We start from the raw sequence: 18,760 nt of genomic DNA, 5'->3' as shown, positions 1-18,760 counted from the left end.
ACACGCGATGGCACCGCACGGTCGATGTGCTCTCCCGGTGAGCAGTCGTTCCCGGGGGGAAGGAACCCTCTCCAGTGACAGATGTCAACACCCACGGCTCGACCGTGGATCTCACGGCCGATCTTTCGGTCCTCCGCGTCGCCGAGCTTCAGACGCTCGCGACGCGACTCGGCCTCGGCGGTGCCTCCAAGCTCCGCAAGGGCGAACTTGTGCAAGCCATTTCGGACCTCCGGGCCTGGACGGCGGCCGAAGCGGCGGCCAAGCCCGACGCCGTCGCTTCGGAGACCGAGACGACGAGCAGCGCTGTGGAGCCTGACGCCGGCAGCGTCGCTCCAGAGATCGATGCCACGACTGTCGAGGCCGAGCCGGCCGACATGGCCGAGCAGGCGACTCCCGAGCCCGAGGCGCCGGCCGATCTGCCGACGTCCGTCGAGAGCACGGAGGCCGAGACTGCCGACGTCCTCGAGCAGGCCGCGCCGACCGTCGAGGAGACGGCTGCATCGGTCGCTGAGTCGGCTCCGGTCGAACTCGAACTCCCCGCGGCCGCCGAGCTTGTCGGTGAGCCCGCGGAGCGCACCCCGCGCCGCCGCAGTTCGCGTCGCGCCTCCAGCGGCACCGTCGCCGCCGGTGAGCACCTCAACGTTCCCGGAGGGTCTGGCGTCGAGTCGCTGATCCCCGACCTCCCCGTCATCGAGCAGGACCGTGACGCTGAGCCGGCCGCGAAGCCGGTCATCGAGATCGAGTTGCCAAACGGGCCCGAGTCCGACGACTCGTCTCGCGACGGCGGCCAGCGCGAGCGCCGCGGACGCCGACGCAGCCGCGGCGGCAGTGCCGAGCAGAACGGTGACGGCGAGTCTTCACCGGCCGAGTCCGAGCCCGAGGCCGATACCTCCGAGCAGCAGGAGCAGCAGGGCGGCGACCAGCAGGGCACCGGCCGCGGTCGCAATCGCCGCAACCGTAACCGCAACCGCGGGGACGATCGCCAGAACGACGCTCCCCAGAACGGCGCCGCGCAGAACCAGCCGCAGAACGGCCAGGGCTCGCGGACCGCACAGGCCGAGGGCCAGCAGACCCCGCAGCAGGGCGGATCTGGGCCTCAGCAGAATGCTCAGCAGGCCGAGGGCGAGGACGGCCGTCGCAGCCGTTACCGCGACCGCAAGCGCCGCGGCGGAGCTGTCGGCGATGACATCGAGCCCGAAATCAGCGAGGATGACGTCCTCATTCCGGCTGCCGGCATCCTCGATGTCCTCGACAACTACGCCTTCGTGCGCACCACCGGTTACTTGCCCGGCGTCAGCGACGTCTACGTCTCGCTCGGCCAGGTCAAGAAGTACAACCTGCGTAAGGGGGACGCGGTTGTCGGCGCCATCCGCCAGCCCCGCGAGAGCGAAGGCGGGGGACGCCAGAAGTACAACGCGATCGTCCGGGTCGACTCGATCAACGGCCAGAGCGTCGACGAGGCGGCAACGCGCGTGGAGTTCCAGAACCTCACTCCGCTCTACCCGACCGAGCGCCTGCGCCTCGAGACGGAGCCGGGCAAGTTGACCCAGCGGATCATCGACCTGGTCGCCCCGATCGGGAAGGGCCAGCGCGGCCTGATCGTCGCTCCGCCCAAGGCCGGCAAGACGATCGTCCTGCAGCAGATCGCCAACGCGATCGTCCAGAACAACCCCGAGGTGCACCTCATGGTCGTCCTGGTCGACGAGCGTCCGGAGGAGGTCACCGACATGCAGCGCACCGTGCGCGGCGAGGTCGTCGCCTCCACCTTCGACCGCCCGGCCGAGGACCACACCACCGTCGCCGAACTCGCCATCGAGCGCGCCAAGCGCCTGGTCGAGCTGGGCCACGACGTGGTCGTGCTTCTCGACTCCATCACTCGCCTGGGTCGCGCCTACAACGTGACCGCGCCCGCCTCGGGCCGCGTGCTCTCGGGCGGCGTGGACGCCTCGGCGCTCTACCCGCCCAAGAAGTTCTTCGGCGCCGCGCGCAACATCGAGAATGGCGGCTCCCTCACCATCCTCGCCACGGCGCTCATCGAGACCGGTTCGAAGATGGACGAGGTGATCTTCGAGGAGTTCAAGGGCACCGGCAATATGGAGTTGCGTCTGTCGCGTCACCTCGCCGACAAGCGCATTTTCCCCGCGGTCGATGTGAACGCCTCGGGTACTCGTCGGGAGGAGATGCTGCTCAGCGCGGACGAGGTCAAGATCACCTGGAAGCTGCGTCGCGCCCTCGCCGGGCTCGACCAGCAGCAGGCGCTCGAGATCATCCTGTCGCGCTTGAAGGAGACGACCTCGAACGTCGAGTTCCTGATGCAGGTCTCGAAGTCGGCCGTCGGCCCCACCACGGCCGGTCACACCAACGGCCACCACTAGCGCCCCGACGTCCGCGGTCGCCCCTTGAGCAGGGGTGGCCGCGGACGTTTTCGCGTCCCGGGGCCACCGTGCCCGTGTCATTACTCCGGAAGCCAGGCCACCTCATGTTCGAATCCGTCAGCGTCCTTTTCGCCGAGCACGAGGATCTGCAGACGCAGCTCTCCGATCCGGCTCTGCACGCCGATGCCGCCCGCGCTAAGAAGGTGAACCGTCGGTATGCCGAGCTGAGCCAGATCAAGTCGGCGCACTCTGCATGGATCCAAGCCGGCGAAGACCTCGAGGCCGCACGAGAGCTTGCCCGCGAGGACGCCGCATTCGCTGAGGAGGTCCCCGAGCTGGAGGAGTCGCTGCGCGTGGCGCAGGAGAAGCTGCGTCGGCTGCTTATCCCGCGCGACCCCGACGACGGCCGCGACGTGATCATGGAGATCAAGGGCGGCGAGGGCGGAGCCGAGAGCGCACTGTTCGCGGCTGACCTGCTCCGGATGTACCTCCACTACGCCGAGGCGAAGGGCTGGAAGACCGAGATCCTCGACCGCGACGAGTCCGACCTCGGCGGTTATAAGAACGTGCAGGTCGCGATCAAGAGCACCGCCACCGACCCGTCGCAGGGCGTCTGGGCGCACCTGAAGTACGAGGGTGGCGTGCACCGCGTGCAGCGCGTCCCCGTCACGGAGTCGCAGGGCCGGATCCACACGTCGACCACCGGCGTCCTGGTGTTCCCCGAGGTGGACGCGCCCGAGGAGGTCGCAATTAACCAGAATGACCTCAAGATCGACGTCTATCGCTCCTCCGGACCCGGTGGACAGTCGGTCAATACGACCGACTCCGCAGTGCGGATCACCCATCTCCCGACCGGGATCGTCGTCTCAATGCAGAACGAGAAGAGCCAGCTGCAGAACCGCGAGGCGGGCATGCGCGTCCTGCGCGCCCGGATTCTCGCCCGTCAGCAGGAGGAGATCGCGGCGGCCGCCTCCGACGCGCGCAAGACGCAGATCCGCACGATGGACCGCTCCGAGCGGATTCGCACCTACAACTTCCCCGAGAACCGGATCGCCGATCATCGCACCGGCTATAAGGCCTACAATTTGGACGGCGTGATGAATGGGGCGCTCGATCCGGTCGTCGAGAGCGCTATCCAGGCCGATGAAGAGGCGCGCCTGGCCGACATCGGCTCAGAGGAGTCGTGAGCGGCGACGCCTGCGCCGTGCTCGCCGAGGCTGCCGACCGGCTGAGGGCGTCTCGCGTACCGTCTCCGGAGGTCGATGCGGAGCTGCTCCTCGGGCACCTGCTCGGGCTCGGCCGCGGTGAGCTGCAGGCCCGCCTCATTGCCGGCCTTACGGTGCAGGAGGAGGTACGGGACGCCTTCGACCAGGCCGTCGAGCGTCGGGCCGCGCGCGAGCCGCTGCAACACATCACCGGAATCGCGCCGTTCCGCACGCTCGAACTCGCTGTTGGGCCCGGGGTCTTCGTGCCGCGCCCCGAGACCGAGGGCGTCGCGCAGATCGCCATCGACGCTCTGCGGGCCGTCGCCGATCCGGCACCCGTCGCAGTCGACCTCGGCACCGGCAGCGGGGCGCTCGCCCTGGCGCTTGCGCACGAGGTCCCGCATGCGTCGGTAATTGGCGTCGAGAACTCACCCGAAGCATTTATCTGGGCGCGGGGAAATCGCGACCGCCTTGGTCTTCAGAACGCGCGCATCGTCTTCGACGACCTCGCTCGCGCGCTGCCTGAGCTCGACGGCACCGTCTCCGTGGTCGTGTCGAACCCGCCCTACATTCCCGCCGCCGCGATTCCGCGCGACCCGGAAGTGCGTTTCTACGATCCGCCCGCGGCCCTTTACGGCGGTGAGGACGGGCTCGACGTCGTCCGTGCGCTCTCGACAACCGCGAGGCGGTTGCTGCGGTCCGGGGGAGTGCTCATCATCGAGCACGGCGAGCTACAGGGCGCCTCGATGCGTGAGCTGCTGACGTCCGACGGCTGGCGCGGTGCGACGACCCAGCGTGATCTCGTGGGCCGGGACCGGGCGACGGTCGCGGTGCGCTGAACGGCGCGGCGCTTCGCGACAGGAACTCCGAGTCGCGAGCGACAAGGACTACCACGGAGTCAGTGACGGGCTCTCAGAACAATTCGTGCCCAACTGCGTCGCGTTGGGGATTCCTTGCAGAGGTTGGAGCCACGCTCGCAGCCGGAACCTGGAGTGCGTCAGATGAAGTGGCGCTGAACGACACCTCCGAGGCCGCTGCGAGGTCAGAATGGCCGCCGCACTCTCGTGCCCAACGAACTCTTCGATCCCGGCTGCGAATCGTGCGAAGTCTCGTGCGCCCCGAATCGGCAAGGTGCTGCGACCGTGGTTGACGATGCCGCGCCTGAGCCGAGCGTCGCCGCTTCCGGCGGTGAGGCCGGCGCCCGTCGCTACGGGCGCCGGCCTCACCAAAGTTCGCGGCAGCTTCGCTTGTGGTAGCAACTCGGAGCGGACCGGTCGCCAGCGTGCCCCTCGGGCGCGCCTACGACTCGGTGTCCTCCGTCGTGCTAACTCCGGTCGACGCCAAGACGCAAGCGCTCGGCCTCTCCGTGTCTGCCTCACAGACGGGTTTCACCGTCGGAGCGACGAACCCGACAGCGGCTTCCGTGTCGGTACCCAGCGGAGCGATCGGCGAGGCTGACCCGGTCACCTCCATCGTCCTTGCGAAAGAGATCGGTGAAGCCCCGCGTCCCTGCCGAGGGAGCCCGTCACGCGACGGGGACGGGCCGTGGACGGGTGATCCTGGCCGACAGGTCACCCGTCCCGAACTCGACATTCGCGAAGTCGAGATCCACCTTGTTCGTCTCAGGGTCTGCAACGTCCCCGTTCGTGCCGGATGTGTAGGCGCCGTACATAAAGCCGAGACCCTCGGTCCGGGAGTAGCCGACCGGAATCTGGGCGTTCGGATCAGAGATCTCGACGCCGTTCAGCCACCAGCGGACGGAGCCACCACCTGATCTCGAGAAGGTCGAGGAAATGACGACGTTGTACCAGGAACCCGTCTCCAGCGGCGTGGGGGCGCCGATATTGTTCTCGATCAGCGTCGGCGGCTTCGAATTCGATGAGTAGTCCGCAAACCCTCCGTCACTCCGGGCCGTGACCTGCGCCCACGTGCCTGTCGGGTGCTTCGCGAGGACGAGGCTCAGGTCAGGCGAATAGTGCGAGCTATCGCCCTTGTCGCCAACGCAGTGCCATTGGCCGGTGATGCAGAAACCCCTCTGCATCTGCTTGTTGAGCCGGATTGAGAACGATGTCCAGATCGGGGTGGAGTAGGGACCCAGTGGCAGGTCCGCTCTGATCTCGGCCCGCCGCTGGTCGACGGCATTGTCCCGAGGTGCGACATCGCCCTGAACCAGTGTGAAGTTCGTGAAGTTCCGGTCGAGAGCCGTCCGGATGGAGCTGGGCTGCGCGGAGCCGACCTGGGAGAACGTGTTGACCATGACGTGGCGTGCAGTCCGGAGCGCACCGACGGGGTTGTCGTTGGGCACGTTCGTGAGCGCGGGCGTCCCGAGCCCGCGAATCTGCTTCGCGACCTCTGCCTTATCGCTCGAAGGAATAGCCGTGACTTGCCACACTCTCCAACTGCCCTCGAGTGCCTTCGAGAGATCAATCCCGTTTCCACCGACGGCGTCCACCTCGGCGGTGATCCACTCGTTCTGATCGTCAGAAGACGTGCCGACGTTCTTGCGCACTTTGGCGAAGAAGGTGTACTGGCCGTCTGGGCACCGTAGTGAGGGCGCCGTGCGACTCCACGATGTCTTCGTATACGGGCCCTGGTAGTTACTCTCCCACCCGGACATCGGTGAGGCAGTCATTGTCAGGTCCTTGACCCGCATCTCAACGGTCGCGTCGGGCAGCGCGGACTGGTCGCGGGACTCCACGAAAAGGACCAGCGTCCTCTGCCCTTCGGGGGCAGGAAGAGTTGCGGCGCACGGCCACTCGGAGGGGGTGTCGATGTTTGATGACTGCGGCTTCGTCCTTACTGCGGACGCTGCGAACAGAGGGGTCTTAACGCTGATGGTGTTCGTTCCGGCATCCCACCACCCGGCCATGATGGTCGCGTCGCTGGAGGCGGGCACTCCGTTCAGCGCGACGCGCGCCTGCACGAGGACAGCCGACTGAGGGTCGAAGGGCGACGTCCCGCGTAGCCCGCCGAAGGAGGTGGGGACAGTTGTGCTGCGTTTCGATGCGACCGTAAAAGAAGTCGAGTCGAACTTGGTCACGTGAGCAGAGGCGTTCGGGTCGTGGACCGTCCATCCAGTCGGCGAGCCTGTCCCATCGTCGACAAACCGAGGGTTAGGTAATTGCTCGGCCCTGGTGACCATGAGGTTGGCAACCGACAGATACGGCTCAGAGTCGAGGGAGACTTCTCTGTGATTCGGGTAAATGCCGATGACCAGGCGCCTCGGACCACCAGGCTTGTTCATGCGCATACTGATCCGTGTAGAGGCTTCCTCGTCCTTCGTGCGGTAGACCGTACACGGGTCTGAGAAGGAGCCGTTCGTGGGGTCAAACCACGCGAAGAATGCCTCGTACACCTCTCCTGCCGCCACGTTGGACATACCGATGGTAGCGGTGACGTCGACCCTTCCGTCGATCGTCTCCACGCTCCTGAAACCGCCGTAGCCTCCCGGGTCCTTGGTCACGGCCTTCATTCCGAAGGTGATAGCTGAGCCATCGCCACTGATGGAGATCACGCGCTTGGTACTGCTCGAATGGCTCTGCCAACTGCGGGTAGTCGGGGTGAGGGAGTTGGTGAAGGTGGCGCTGTCGCGAAGGATGTTCGCGCTGGATCGGAAGACCTTGAGGCCGGTCCCTCCACCGAGGATGTTCGGATCGGATGTCGAAATCCACGGTTCGTACGGCGTGGCGACATCGTTGACCCAGCACATCGGCGTGGCGTCGTTGAAAGTCATCGTGACCGACGGCAGGGCAGCGGCGCTAGCGGGGGAGCCGCCACCGGTCACCGCGGAGGTCGCTGCGACCGCGGCGGCACCCGTGAGCGCGCCACGGACGAGCGTTCTGCGAGAGATCGGGGAGCGGAGGTGGGGGAGGTTCTCCACAGGAGACTCCTTCTGTGTAAAAGTGGTGGAAAGGTGTCGTTTGAAGTGAGGATGCTACGAATCACCGGAGAGCGTCGGCCTTGGCGCGATATCGACAGCGGCTCGGCTCGTCGTCGGCGGACACATGTCCGCGGGCGACAAAGGTGCTAAAGGCACCGTCGTCGATCGCTGTTCTTGAGCCCTGCCCGAACTTGGCGTAGTTCGGATCGCTTCCGCGCGGTGAGCGGCGACAAAATGGCGTGCTTGGACGCGGAGGCCTAAAAGGCTACGCCGATGGGAGAGCTGTTGACGGCAGACCGCTGGCACGAGACGATACCTGGTGGCGCGGAACCCGTTGAGGACATCGACGCGCTGACCAGGTCGCGTGACCCGCTCCTAACAACGGACAATTCTGCGACAGAATCACGTGCCCTCCGCCGCCGCGAAGCAATGATCCGAGAATGAAGCTTGTTCACTGTGGCGCGATTCGGCGTCATTTCCCCTTTCGAGAGGTCCCTGGCGGTCGGATGGGATATTGTCGGCGTGCCGGAACGGTTCGGCGTGCCTCGTCGAAGTGGTCTAACTCCGTCACGGCGGTGGCTGCGAACGGTGCCCGTTCCTTCGTCCGGAGTTGGGATGACTTCACTTCCTGCCTTCGCTCACCGCGCAGGTCCCGGAGAAGTACGCGCCGCCCAGTCCCGTGTCCACTGATGAGGATAAGAACGAAGGAAGTGCCGACGTGCGCCTGGATTTCGTGCTGACGGGATGGGCAAGACGCCCGAAGGGCGGATACAAGGTCATCTACGAGTACGCCAACGAACTCGCGCGAGGCGGAGACGAGGTCACGATTCATCACTGCGCGGGGCTACTCGCGTCCGTCCCTGGTAAGTCGTTACCGAGTCTGTTCTGGCTTCGGGCCATCCGAGCGACCGTGGAGCCATGGGCACGTCGGCTCGTCGGGAGAGCGCCGATCCCCTGGATGGAGATTGACTCGCGCGTGCGCCTGCGCTTTCACCTGCGAGCGCCGCACCGCTTGAGAACGGATTTGGTGATCGCAACCGCGGTCGACACTGCGCCGACCGTCGAGAGACTTGCTCGTCGAGCGAGTGCACCCGGTGTCTACTTCATTCAACACTTTGAGGATTGGGCTGCGCCGAAGGAGTGGGTCGAGCAGACCTGGAGGCTGCCGCTGAAGAAAATTGTCATCTCCGACTGGCTGTCGTCGATCGGAGACGATTTGGGCGTGAAAACCACTTTGGTACACAACGGTTTCGCTGCCGAACGTTTCCCACGCGGCGCTCCGATCGCCGAACGGCCTCGGCTCGTCCTTTGCCTCCTGTCGACGACTCCCTACAAACGTCCGGACCTTGTCCGAGCAATCTTCGAACGGTTGCACACCACTGACCCCTCCATCGTATGCGCCGCATTCGGCGTCTCTGAGAGGCCGTCCGACCTCCCCCCACATGTTGTCTACCGCCGAAACCCGGCCCAAGCCGAGCTTCAGCGGCTCTACCAAGATGCACGGGTCTTTATCTGCACGAGCGACTATGAGGGATTCGGTCTTCCACCCGCTGAGGCGTTGCTGTCGGGCGCGTCGGTCGTGTCGACGGACATCGGCGGCGTGCGGTCTTATGCGCGTAACATCTTTATTTTTGCTCCTGTTGGCTCGGCGGAGGCGCTCTCCGCAGCCGCACTTGATCTGCTCGGCGATCCCGAGCGGGCGCAGAGCATGGTGGATGCAGGCTACCCAGTGCTCGCGGCTAGGACTATTGAAGCGGCTGCGAGAGAGTTCCGTGCCGCGCTGGTCGAAGCTGTATCCTCGGCGACGACCGAGACGAGCGTCCAATGACGGGCCGTCGAACGCGCAAAGACCGGACCGAATCAAACGCGCTTATCCGCCGGCTTTCAGGATTTACAATCCTTCCGCTCATCTCGGCGCTCTCACCGTTCTTGCTGTTGCCGATCGTCGCGAGGCTCTCCACACAATCCGAATGGACGGTCATCGCAGTCGGTCAGTCCGTTGGGGCCTTCTGCGGGACTCTGGTGTACTTTGGCTGGAACATTGTGGGACCTTCTCAAATAACACTCGCCCGATCATCCGAGGAACAGGTCGCTATCTATTCGTCCAGCTTCTGGTCGCGGATTGTGATCCTCGTGCCCAGCGCCTTGGCGGGTTGTGCGGTGACGGCTCTTCTCTCGGGTGGTCAGCACCTCGAACTGGGCTCGCTGATGTGTCTCTCCACCCTTCTCGTCGGTATGAGCGGCGCCTGGTATGCGATCGGCGTCGGATCGCCTCGTCTCGTCGCAACATACGAGGTCCTTCCTCGAGTCGCCGGAATCCTCGCTGCAGTGCCGACGATCTTGCTCCTTCGAAATGCAATTCCCTATCCGGTGATCCTTCTCCTTACGACTCTCATCGGTCTCGTCCTGCTCAACCGACACCTTGTCGGCCGTGCCTTTCCTCGGTGGGTGGGATGGCGTTCGGCCGGCCAGAGCATCGCATCGAACGTTGTCCCCACGCTCGTCACATCTTTCGGGTCGGTTTACACATCCGCGCCCGTGCCCCTTGCAACCGGACTATTCGGCGCAACTGCGGTCGCATCGGTGACCTCCGCCGATAAATTGTATCGCTATTCTCTTTTTGTGGTGGCCGCCCTCGCGAATGGTCTACAGAGCTGGGTAGTAGGGTCGAGCAAAGGGATGTTCGATCGACGATTCCGCGCGAGCCTCCTCGCTCATGTGGTTCTCGGCCTGCTTGGAGCGGGAGGTCTGGTGGTGCTCGGTGACCTCGCAACCTCAATTCTCTTCGGTAATGAACTTCGATCAGGGCTAGCGCCCATGATCGGTCTTGCGCTCGCGTTCCTATCGGTGTGCACGGCGACACCATTTGTACGCTATGTACTTATTCCGCTCAACAAGAACACTTCTGTGCTCATCGCGAATGTCTGCGGCCTCGGTATCGGAGTTCTGTCCTTGTTGGTGACTCTTCCGGCCTTGGGGCCCGCGGGTGTGACAATGAGCCTCGGAGTGACCGAGTTCGGCACGCTGGTCGGATCCATGTTCCTGGCTGTTCAGGCAGTTCGTAGGGCTCAGCGAGTTGGCTCGCTCATCAACATCCCAATCGATACGGACGAGGATCTCGATGCGGTGCGCTGAGGTCTCTCCAAATTTCTTTTCGACAACCGACTGCGAGGGTCCTGCATGAATCTCATAGCGATCGCGCTCGCCGCTAGCGGCATTTTATACATCATTTTCGGCAAGCGCGAGGCCGTCTTGAAGAGGGCGAACGTTTACGTGCTCGTCTTGATCTCGATCGTACCGCTATATGCTGCGCCTAATAACGTAGTTGTCATCACCTTCGGAATAGCGAGCCTGGTGCTCTTGCTTGTGTGCGTGCAGGCCAGCGTGCGAATTCGGATTGACTTCACCATTCTCCCCATTCTCATTTTGCTTTCATTGGAACTTTTTTCGAGATTGCGAGGTGGATCGCCTCAGCTTGCTCTATTCAACACGGTCATCATCGTTTTCGCATTCCTGGCAATCTTGGTATGCGCCACTGCCGTGCGTGAGTCGGGTTGGTTCACATTCGCGATGACTCTCGCGGTTCTGTTGCCCTTTCATCTTGTCGTCTCGGTTCTCGAACAGGGGGGCGTCGTCTCGACTCTTTGGCCGAGGGGTACAGAAATAGACGACATTTCCCACCGGCCGAACCGCCTTCTCGAGATTCTGCCTGGACGTTCGATGTCGACGCTCGGGCATCCCATCGTTCTCGGCTTTATCTGTGGTGTGACGGCGATCCTCGCTCTGCACTATTTCTTAAATTCGAGCAGGTGGTGGGGCGTCGTCTTTCTCCTCGCTGTCGTGATCTCCGGGTTGTCGGGAGCGCGCAGTGCTTTCTTCGCAACTGTGGTCGCTTGCCTTTACTTGTTCCTACGCTCGCGAAAATCGGGAACGCGCGTCGTGATCATGGGCTTAGCGCTAGCAGTGGGTGTTCTGTTATACCAGGGTGGCTACTTCGCTGAGGACACATTCTCCGAGGTGGAAACACAGTCGTCCTACACTCATCGACTCAGCGTTACGACCGGCGTCCAGGACTACATCGGGCAGGCCTCTCCCGAAAGCCTCGCGTTCGGCCGCGGAATCTACGATTACCTACAATTCCTTACTAATGGAATCTTCGGCTCTCGTGAAGACTTGACATCCTTCGACAATCAAATAGTACGTTCTCTTGTTGTAAGTGGCCTCGTCGGAGTCGCGGCCGTCGTTCTGACCATGGTAGTCGGATGGGTACGCGGGAGCGGAGTGGCCCGCGCTACGCTCGTCTACTCAGCGGTTCTAATGTTCAGCTTCGACATGTTTACGTGGATCATCTCCCTTGTCATTTTTGGAATCGCCACGACCGCTGGCACACAGCAACGGGACGATAATTCCCCGTCACCTTCTCCGCTGAAAACGTCGACTCGGCGGACAGCAGTATCCCGAGCTAGATCCTGATGCGGGTCGCGTTGGTAACTCCGTCTCGATTGAGCAACTCACTGGGAAGGACTTACGTGCATTGGGAATTGTGCCGGATGGCGAAGTGGGAAGTCTTGACGATCGCCGCTGACAGCGAGGAAATCTGGCCACCCCTGCGTTCATCGGAGTTTGGGCAGTCGGTCCTACCTGCGGATTCGTTTGCCGAAATCATTACCTTCCGACCGGACGTCGTCATCTGCGTGAAGCCGCTCATCGAATCGATGGATCTCGCTCGAAGAATCAGTGACATTGTCTCCGCGCCCGTCATCGTCGACATTGATGACCCGGATCTCTCCGCGTCACTCGCCATCGGTTCTCCCTTTCGCGCTGCTGTGAAGTGGATGTTGTATCCAGCATTCATGCGGGCTACCTCCGCTCGCCGTCGCCTTGCAGAGGCTGGCTCAGTGATCGTCAGTAATCCCACGCTTCGTGCGGCCCATGGAGGGGTGATGATCCCTCACGCAAGGGAGATCGGGGTGACGGGGAATGCGCACGAGACGTCAGCGCCTCTGATTGCCTTCATTGGGACCAATCGCGATCACAAGGGCATCCCTGAGCTGAGAAAGGTTGTGGAACGCCTCCATGCGGAGGCCGGATTCCGACTGATCGTCACGGACGACCCCCCGACCGATGCGAAGGACTGGGAGAGCTGGATCGGTCAGACTTCTTTCTCTGATGGGATGGCCCTCCTTCGTTCAGCAGATATTGTCGCCCTCCCTAGCCGGAGAGTACCGTTCGCGCGGGGCCAGCTTCCGGCTAAGCTCATGGATGCAATGTTCGCAGGACGCGCGATCATTGTCTCTGATGTTGCTCCGCTACCCTGGGCAGTTGGAGATGCGGGACTCGTCTTTCGCGCAGGTCGGACCGATGAGCTGTACGAGCGGTTGAGTCGCTTTAGAGACCCGCAGACTCGAGCCGAGTACGGCCGTCGTGCACGCAATCGCGCTATCAGCATGTTCTCCTTCGAGGCGCTCCTTCCGGCCTATACCGAGGCGCTCAAGGCGGCTCGACTCTAGACGCCGCCGCAAACTTCATTCATTTCCTAAAGAAAGAGTGTCCAGTGAAAGTCCTATTTGTCGATCATTCCGGGCATCTCGGAGGTGGCCAACTCGGTCTTCTTCGGTACCTCGAGCAACCCGCGCCCTTCGAGCGGGAGCTGCTTGTCCTCGAAGACGGTGAGCTCGTACGGCGGGCGCGGGCTCTCGGCATACACGTTGTCGTACTCGGTGCCGCCGACTCGTATCTCTCGAAGATCGCGATTGCTCCGAAGGTGCGGCGAGCGATCGAGGCCCTCCGTCCGGACATTGTCGTGGCCAATAGTTTGACGGCGGCAAATGTAGTGGGACTTAGCCCGTGGCGCGGTGCTGTCAACATCGCCTATCTCCGCGAAACTTTATCCGTCGATTCGGTACCGTCGGGCCCCAAGAGGGCGCTGATGCTGTACCGGACTTTTGCGGCGTTCGACGGCTTCATCGCGAATAGTGCGGCTACTCGAGCATCGATTCCGGCGCCGCTTGCTCGGATCCCTGTGAAAGTCGCCTACCCAGTGTCGGGAATCGGAACGGTCGTCGATGGAGCACCTTTAGGCTCTACTCATCGTTTTAGAGTGCTCACCCTAAGCCGACTGGAGCACTGGAAGGGCGTTCATGTTGTGGTGGACGCCTATGAGGAGCTGCAGCGTCGGGGCGTTCAGGACGATTTCGAACTTCGAATCGCCGGCGATGCGACTCTGGGAGACCCTGCATATCTCGCGCGAATTGCCACACAAGTGGCACGTCTCGGGCCTTCCGCCATCCTGCTGGGCCGCCTTGACGACGTACAGAGCGCTCTCGATGACGTTGATGCTGTGGTGATCCCGACGCTGCGACCTGAACCGTTCGGTCAGGTGATGGCTCAAGGTATTGCGAGGGGTCGCTTAATCATCAGCTCCGGGGGAGGAGGGCCGACGGAGATTCTTGGCCCGACTGCTGCCGCGGTTTTCGTGCAAGCCGGAGACATTGAGGCGCTGGCCGACGCGCTCCAATTTGCGCACGCAGATCTAGCTGCGTCGGGGGCCATCGCTCATCGGGGGCAGGCTCGGGCAGAGCTGTTCCTTGACCATCGGACGACCGCGGCGCTTTCTGACGCGATCCTGGCGCTCGGATCCGGGGTACAGCGGTGACGAGACATGTCGGGCTGACCACCGGCGCCAACAGCGGTCAGAGGTCCGGAATGGCCGACAGAACGCCAAGTTTCGCAACGTCCCGCAGTACGGATCGCACGTCGGAGTCGATGTCCTCCGGACGGACCTTGTATGCGTCGCTCAGCTTCGCGACGGTCGCCTCCACCGAACCCGTATGGTTGAAAGCCTGGATGATCGCGAAGGCGGTCTCATTGAACATGCGAGGTGTCAGAGCGTGCGGTCCATCGAGTGGCATGACATATACATCGTGACCGTGGCGTTCAACCGCAAATCGAGACATAATCATCCTTCCGATTCGTCATTACCTGCGGATCGTCAGTCGCAAGGGGGGAGCCTCTGATGGTATCAGAGGGACCAGTCGACGTCCTTCCTCTCGCAGTAGCAACTCGGCTTGCGCACGTGCTCGTGCACGAGGTCGGCGCGGCGAAGCGGGCAAGGGTGTTGTCCATCAAGGGACCGGTGAATCTGCACTACGAACTTACGCCGCCGTATTCTCCGAGCGACGCCGATGTGCTCGTCTCGCCTGACGACTTCGAGGTAGTAAAGGAAGCGCTTCTCGAGAGAGGATGGGTCGAAAGGGACTCGGATGATGATCTGCCCAGAATGATGCGCGCCCATGCCGTCACTTTGATCAATCCCGAGTGGCCATGTGACATCGATCTGCACAACAGCTTTCCCGGTCTGCTCGTCGCGCCTGCAACCGCGTTCGATGCGCTGTGGGAGCGCCGGACTGCCATGGAGTGCGCCGGCGTAGATATCACGGTTCCCGACTACGACGGCGCCTTCATCCTTTGTCTTCTCCACGCCTACAGGGACAGGCACGAGTGGTCGAAGAGAAACCTCATTCAGAGCCTTCTGGCGATCGGAGACGCGGGACCGTTCTTCGATCGAACGAAAGGTGGTCTCCCAGAACTCACCGTACGGACCGGTGCTTCGGTCGCCATGCGGGACTTGCTAGCGAGCCGGATTGAGGGAATCGACGGTCCTACCCCTCCGATTGACGAGGATCTGCTGCTCGCCTGGAGAGTTCGGGTGTCCGCGGGTATTGGTATGCTTCCGCCCATTCTCTGGACGGCGCTCTCGGGTCGGCCGCTCGTCGCTGCGCGAATGTTCGCCGTGGCGCTTTCGCACCGCGTCGAGCACGCGGGGATGAATGAACGCCCGACGGTGCGAACTATCGTCGCCGGGCTCCTCCCTTCCGTCCGACGAGCCCCCGGCGTGGTTTTCAGGACGATAGCAGAACTACGAGCTGTCGCACTCGAACGCCGCCGCCGCCGCGGCCGGCGGAACGCGTAGGGTCTCCTGCAAGAACGTCAATCATTTCTCAGCACGTGGTGCGGCCGGAGAAGCCGGGTTCTCACTCTGCGGGCGGAGTAAGAGCCGACTTGGTGACTTTGACCACGAAGAGATCCTGCGGCGAGGTCGGCTTCCCGTTGTCACGGTCGTTGTTTCCCGGATAGCTGGTCCACACGAGCATCCAGTCTGCCGCATCTCCAGTGCTTGAGCCGTCGACGAAATTCCATTGGTAGGTAGAATCCGGCAGCAATGGAAGCATCGGAAGGCGACTCGCGCGCTCTGTCTCGAAGAGGACATCGAGCGACGCTCCGTCGAGAATAAAGTACCTCCCCGTCTTTCCATACCGATACGACACGGCGAGGTAGTTCGTGCCGCGTGGCACTACTGGTGTGTCGATGGACATCTGGAACTCAACGCTCGACGTCCCGGAGGGTTGCCAGTGTCCGTACCAATCCGAGACCTGCTTGTTCAGCCAGCTTCCGTTAGACCATCGACTCACATAGAGCTGATTGCTTCCATCTGGGCCGCAGGAGTCGAGCTTGGAGTAGACCACGATTGGTGCAGAGGCGCTGTCGAAGCCGAGCTGTACCAGCCCATTGGCTAGGCCGCAGCCCTCAGGGACGTCGTCAACGATTGCCTTTGTATCGTCGTAGGAGATCGGTGACGATAGTGTGCTGCCGTCGGCGGCGCGCCAGGTTTGCAGGTCGTTGCTGACCGCGAACGAGACGCGAGATGACTGCGAAACATCGGTCGATGTTCTCCAGTTCCAGGCGACGTAGTAGCGTCCGTCCGGCCCCTTCACCGGCCCGTCCGGGTAGGCGCTCACGGTGCGGCCGGCAAGCGTTCGGTCGCCGAAGATCCTGCTCAACCGGGTCCACGATGATCCGTCGAACTGGAAATACACCCAGCTACCGTCACCGCTGCCTCCTGCTCGGAAGCCGAAGACGAGTGGGGAGGAAGGACCATCAGCCGCCGATGAAATGAAGCGAGGGTACGTGATGTAACTCTCATCTTCTGGAAACCCAAGGGATTTGACTTGACTAAAGCTGGTCAGACTACCGCTCGTATCGGTCATGAAATAGAGGAGGGAGCGTCCGTGCATGTTCCCGCTAACGTGTATCCGACCGTCTTTGTCGACGGCTATAGCAATCAGGTTATGCGTGTCGCTCGCCGTGCGCAGGTCGGATGGATTTCCGGGAAGTCGCCGCTTCTCGCCCTCATCGAAAGTCTTATCCAGTGGTCGTACCGCCACGGACATGTAGCCCTCGGAGTCATAGTATGCGACGTACTGTTTACTCGCTGTGGTAAGGAGGGCCTGTGGCACGGGAGAGCGAGCGAAAGTCTTGTCCACGACGAGTCGCTCATCGACGGTCGGGCGATTGTCGACGAGCGGACTCATAATCGTCGCGGTCTTCGGCTCCCAGGCGAGAGTGGACGTCGGAATCGGTGCAGACGCTCCGGCTTTCGTGTCGTAAGTGTAATTGTCGAAGGAAGCCCCACCAGTGCGTGTCCACAGCCCTGGCTTTCCAGTGTCGAAGAGGCTAGCATCGACCGAGCCGGCTCCCGTTGCCTGTGATCCTCCGGCGCCGATCACAACTGCCTCTACAGTATCAGAGTCCTTCTTGTGCATCATTCTCAGCGTCAGAGATGCGGTCCCTGCGACAGGGATCGTTCCCTGCTGAATGAGGGTCTCCTTGTTCTCGATGATCTGAACGAGCCGCCAGGCGGCGGAGGGCGACGTCGTGCTGGGAAGAGATGCGAATAATCCGATCTGGTTGTAATTCCAGGCAGCGGTTCTGATAGAATTAGAGACAAGCCCGGACTCACCGAGAGGGTTTGCAGAGCGGTCCAGCAGGATATCGGTGCTAGTGTTCCAGTCGGTATCTGTCGTTGCTGGACGCGTGACGACGGCGATGGCGCGTTTGCTGCCAGCGGGATCCATCGCAGCCGGAACGAGCCGTCCATTCTCGATCTTCCATCGTCCTCGCTGCGCCTGCATATTCGGCCCCGGAGTGCCTTTATCCGGAGTTGAGAATGATGAAACCACGGAGAAGGGACGATCGGTGCCGACATTTTTCCGTACGAAGGCAGTGACTGTCGGCTTTGAGTCGACTGCATAGATTCCCGCAACTCCTCCGCGCGGGATGATCGATGAAAGCCCATTAAGGGAAAGTCGAGTTAATTCTCTATTAGTGTCCAATCGGGTGACTCTTGCAACCATCGATGACGAATCGGTGACGGCTAGCGAGAGGCGGAACTGGGTTCCTGCGTTGGCTCCCGAAAACGTTCCCGAGTTGAGCAGGGTCGCGCTCGTCAGTGCCGGGGCACTGCGGTGAAGCTGCCAGCGCCCGATTTCTCCCGACGCATCGAAAGAGATTCTAAAGACGAAGCCTTTCGGTGAGTCCTCTGCCCTATCGTTGGTGGCAAGGCCGAGCCACTGACTTGACGCCCCAGACCGGTGACGCCCGTCAAGGGAGATTTCGTACGACGCAGCGAGAGAGTCAGAGACCTCGTACGCGGTAGCAGACTTTCGCGAGTTCGGCGCAAGTGATACGCCACCACTGGCATTGGATGTCCACGCGGAGTCGGACCAAGCTCCGCCGAGAACGGCCGCAGTATCAGGCAAAGCGTTCGCTGTCGTGAAGCTGCTAAAGGTGGCGGTGGTGTCTCGGACGATTAAGCCCCCTCGGGTCCCAATACCACTCGCGCGCGATGTCCAGTCGACGGCGGTTGAAAGAACTGGCTTGTCGTCAGCAGCGACCATCACAGAAAGCTGTGTGCCAACAAGGTTAAGGCCTAGTGTGAATGTGGAGGCGGTTGTAGGGACCTGTTCCGTTCCTCCGCGGACCATCGTGGTCCCATCAAGGGGGAGACCCCTTCCGTCATGAACTTGCCAGGACAGTGAGTTCGAGGCCACGCGTATTCGCAGTGCTCTTACGTCACCGTCTACGTCCTTTTGACTGATACCCACCCAAGACGTGGCGTCCCATTTCGATACGGAAAACGTCGACTCTATCGACGCGCCGCTGTCAATAGGGGCGTCGCTGTATCCATTAGCGGCCTGTGCTTGAGCGACCATTTTGCCCTCCGAGGCCGACCAGGAACCGGCGCCAACCGTCCACTGAAGACCCGCGAAAACGATGGCCGTGGTCGTACCGCTGACGAACCCACCGAGGGACAAAGCTGTTGCAATAGATAGCGCAACCATTTTAGATGGCATGAGCGTCTCGCCTCCCTGCGATAGGTCAAGATCGACCGCTATCGCCCTCGCAAGGGTAGTTGGAGACGAGACTATCAATGCCCCCCGCAAGGGAGTCACCGGTAACGA

Annotated in this window: 12 protein-coding genes; 9 read left to right on the top strand and 3 right to left on the bottom strand. The window is 62.3% G+C overall.

The window, feature by feature from the left end; all coding sequences use genetic code 11:
- The first annotated feature begins 74 nt into the window (after window positions 1–74).
- From rho to prmC, 3 genes are all read left to right on the top strand, one after another.
- Window positions 75–2,375, top strand: a complete 2,301-nt coding sequence (gene rho, locus B0H03_RS08440; RefSeq protein ID WP_104264354.1) for a transcription termination factor Rho — start codon at window positions 75–77, stop codon at window positions 2,373–2,375.
- A 104-nt stretch (window positions 2,376–2,479) separates the two neighbouring features.
- Window positions 2,480–3,562, top strand: a complete 1,083-nt coding sequence (gene prfA, locus B0H03_RS08435) for a peptide chain release factor 1 (RefSeq protein WP_104264355.1) — start codon at window positions 2,480–2,482, stop codon at window positions 3,560–3,562.
- The gene (prmC, locus tag B0H03_RS08430) at window positions 3,559–4,419 is read left to right on the top strand and encodes a peptide chain release factor N(5)-glutamine methyltransferase (RefSeq protein ID WP_104264356.1); all 861 of its coding nucleotides are present in this window, start codon (window positions 3,559–3,561) and stop codon (window positions 4,417–4,419) included. The genes prfA and prmC overlap by 4 nt, the downstream gene beginning before the upstream one ends.
- A gap of 686 nt (window positions 4,420–5,105) precedes the next feature.
- Here prmC and B0H03_RS08425 read toward each other — a convergent pair.
- Complete coding sequence (locus B0H03_RS08425) at window positions 5,106–7,460, bottom strand: heparin lyase I family protein (protein ID WP_104264357.1); 2,355 nt, start codon at window positions 7,458–7,460, stop codon at window positions 5,106–5,108.
- Between the two features lie 718 nt (window positions 7,461–8,178).
- On the opposite strand from B0H03_RS08425, the gene B0H03_RS08420 reads away from it, so the two are divergent.
- From B0H03_RS08420 to B0H03_RS08400, 5 genes are all read left to right on the top strand, one after another.
- Window positions 8,179–9,288 carry a glycosyltransferase family 4 protein gene (locus tag B0H03_RS08420; protein WP_104264358.1) on the top strand — a complete coding sequence of 370 codons (1,110 nt, stop codon included), beginning with the start codon at window positions 8,179–8,181 and terminating at the stop codon, window positions 9,286–9,288.
- Complete coding sequence (locus B0H03_RS08415; protein WP_104264359.1) at window positions 9,285–10,595, top strand: lipopolysaccharide biosynthesis protein; 1,311 nt, start codon at window positions 9,285–9,287, stop codon at window positions 10,593–10,595. The genes B0H03_RS08420 and B0H03_RS08415 overlap by 4 nt, the downstream gene beginning before the upstream one ends.
- 45 nt (window positions 10,596–10,640) lie before the next feature.
- On the top strand, window positions 10,641–11,933 hold the full coding sequence (locus B0H03_RS08410) for an O-antigen ligase family protein (protein WP_104264360.1): 1,293 nt from the start codon (window positions 10,641–10,643) through the stop codon (window positions 11,931–11,933).
- Between the two features lie 77 nt (window positions 11,934–12,010).
- Window positions 12,011–12,970 (top strand): glycosyltransferase family 4 protein, encoded by a 960-nt coding sequence (locus tag B0H03_RS08405; protein ID WP_160487291.1) that lies wholly within the window; start codon window positions 12,011–12,013, stop codon window positions 12,968–12,970.
- Window positions 12,971–13,014: 44 nt separating this feature from the next.
- A complete protein-coding gene (locus B0H03_RS08400) occupies window positions 13,015–14,115 on the top strand; it encodes a glycosyltransferase family 4 protein (RefSeq protein WP_127843927.1) in 1,101 nt (366 codons plus the stop codon).
- Window positions 14,116–14,152: 37 nt separating this feature from the next.
- On the opposite strand, the gene B0H03_RS08395 is transcribed toward B0H03_RS08400, so the two are convergent.
- Complete coding sequence (locus B0H03_RS08395; protein WP_160487290.1) at window positions 14,153–14,335, bottom strand: PqqD family protein; 183 nt, start codon at window positions 14,333–14,335, stop codon at window positions 14,153–14,155.
- A 200-nt stretch (window positions 14,336–14,535) separates the two neighbouring features.
- Here B0H03_RS08395 and B0H03_RS08390 point away from each other — a divergent pair, with 200 nt between their 5' ends.
- Window positions 14,536–15,432 (top strand): nucleotidyltransferase family protein, encoded by an 897-nt coding sequence (locus tag B0H03_RS08390; RefSeq protein WP_160487289.1) that lies wholly within the window; start codon window positions 14,536–14,538, stop codon window positions 15,430–15,432.
- A gap of 61 nt (window positions 15,433–15,493) precedes the next feature.
- Here the strand turns inward: B0H03_RS08390 and B0H03_RS08385 are convergent, their stop codons facing one another.
- Entirely contained in the window at window positions 15,494–18,196 is a 2,703-nt protein-coding gene (locus B0H03_RS08385) for a BNR repeat-containing protein (RefSeq protein WP_160487288.1), read from the bottom strand.
- Window positions 18,197–18,760 lie beyond the last annotated feature (564 nt).

Origin of the sequence: Rathayibacter iranicus NCPPB 2253 = VKM Ac-1602, assembly GCF_003149025.1 — a bacterium.
GTDB classification, from domain to species: domain Bacteria; phylum Actinomycetota; class Actinomycetes; order Actinomycetales; family Microbacteriaceae; genus Rathayibacter; species Rathayibacter iranicus.
This window is presented reverse-complemented; position numbering and strand designations above follow the sequence as displayed.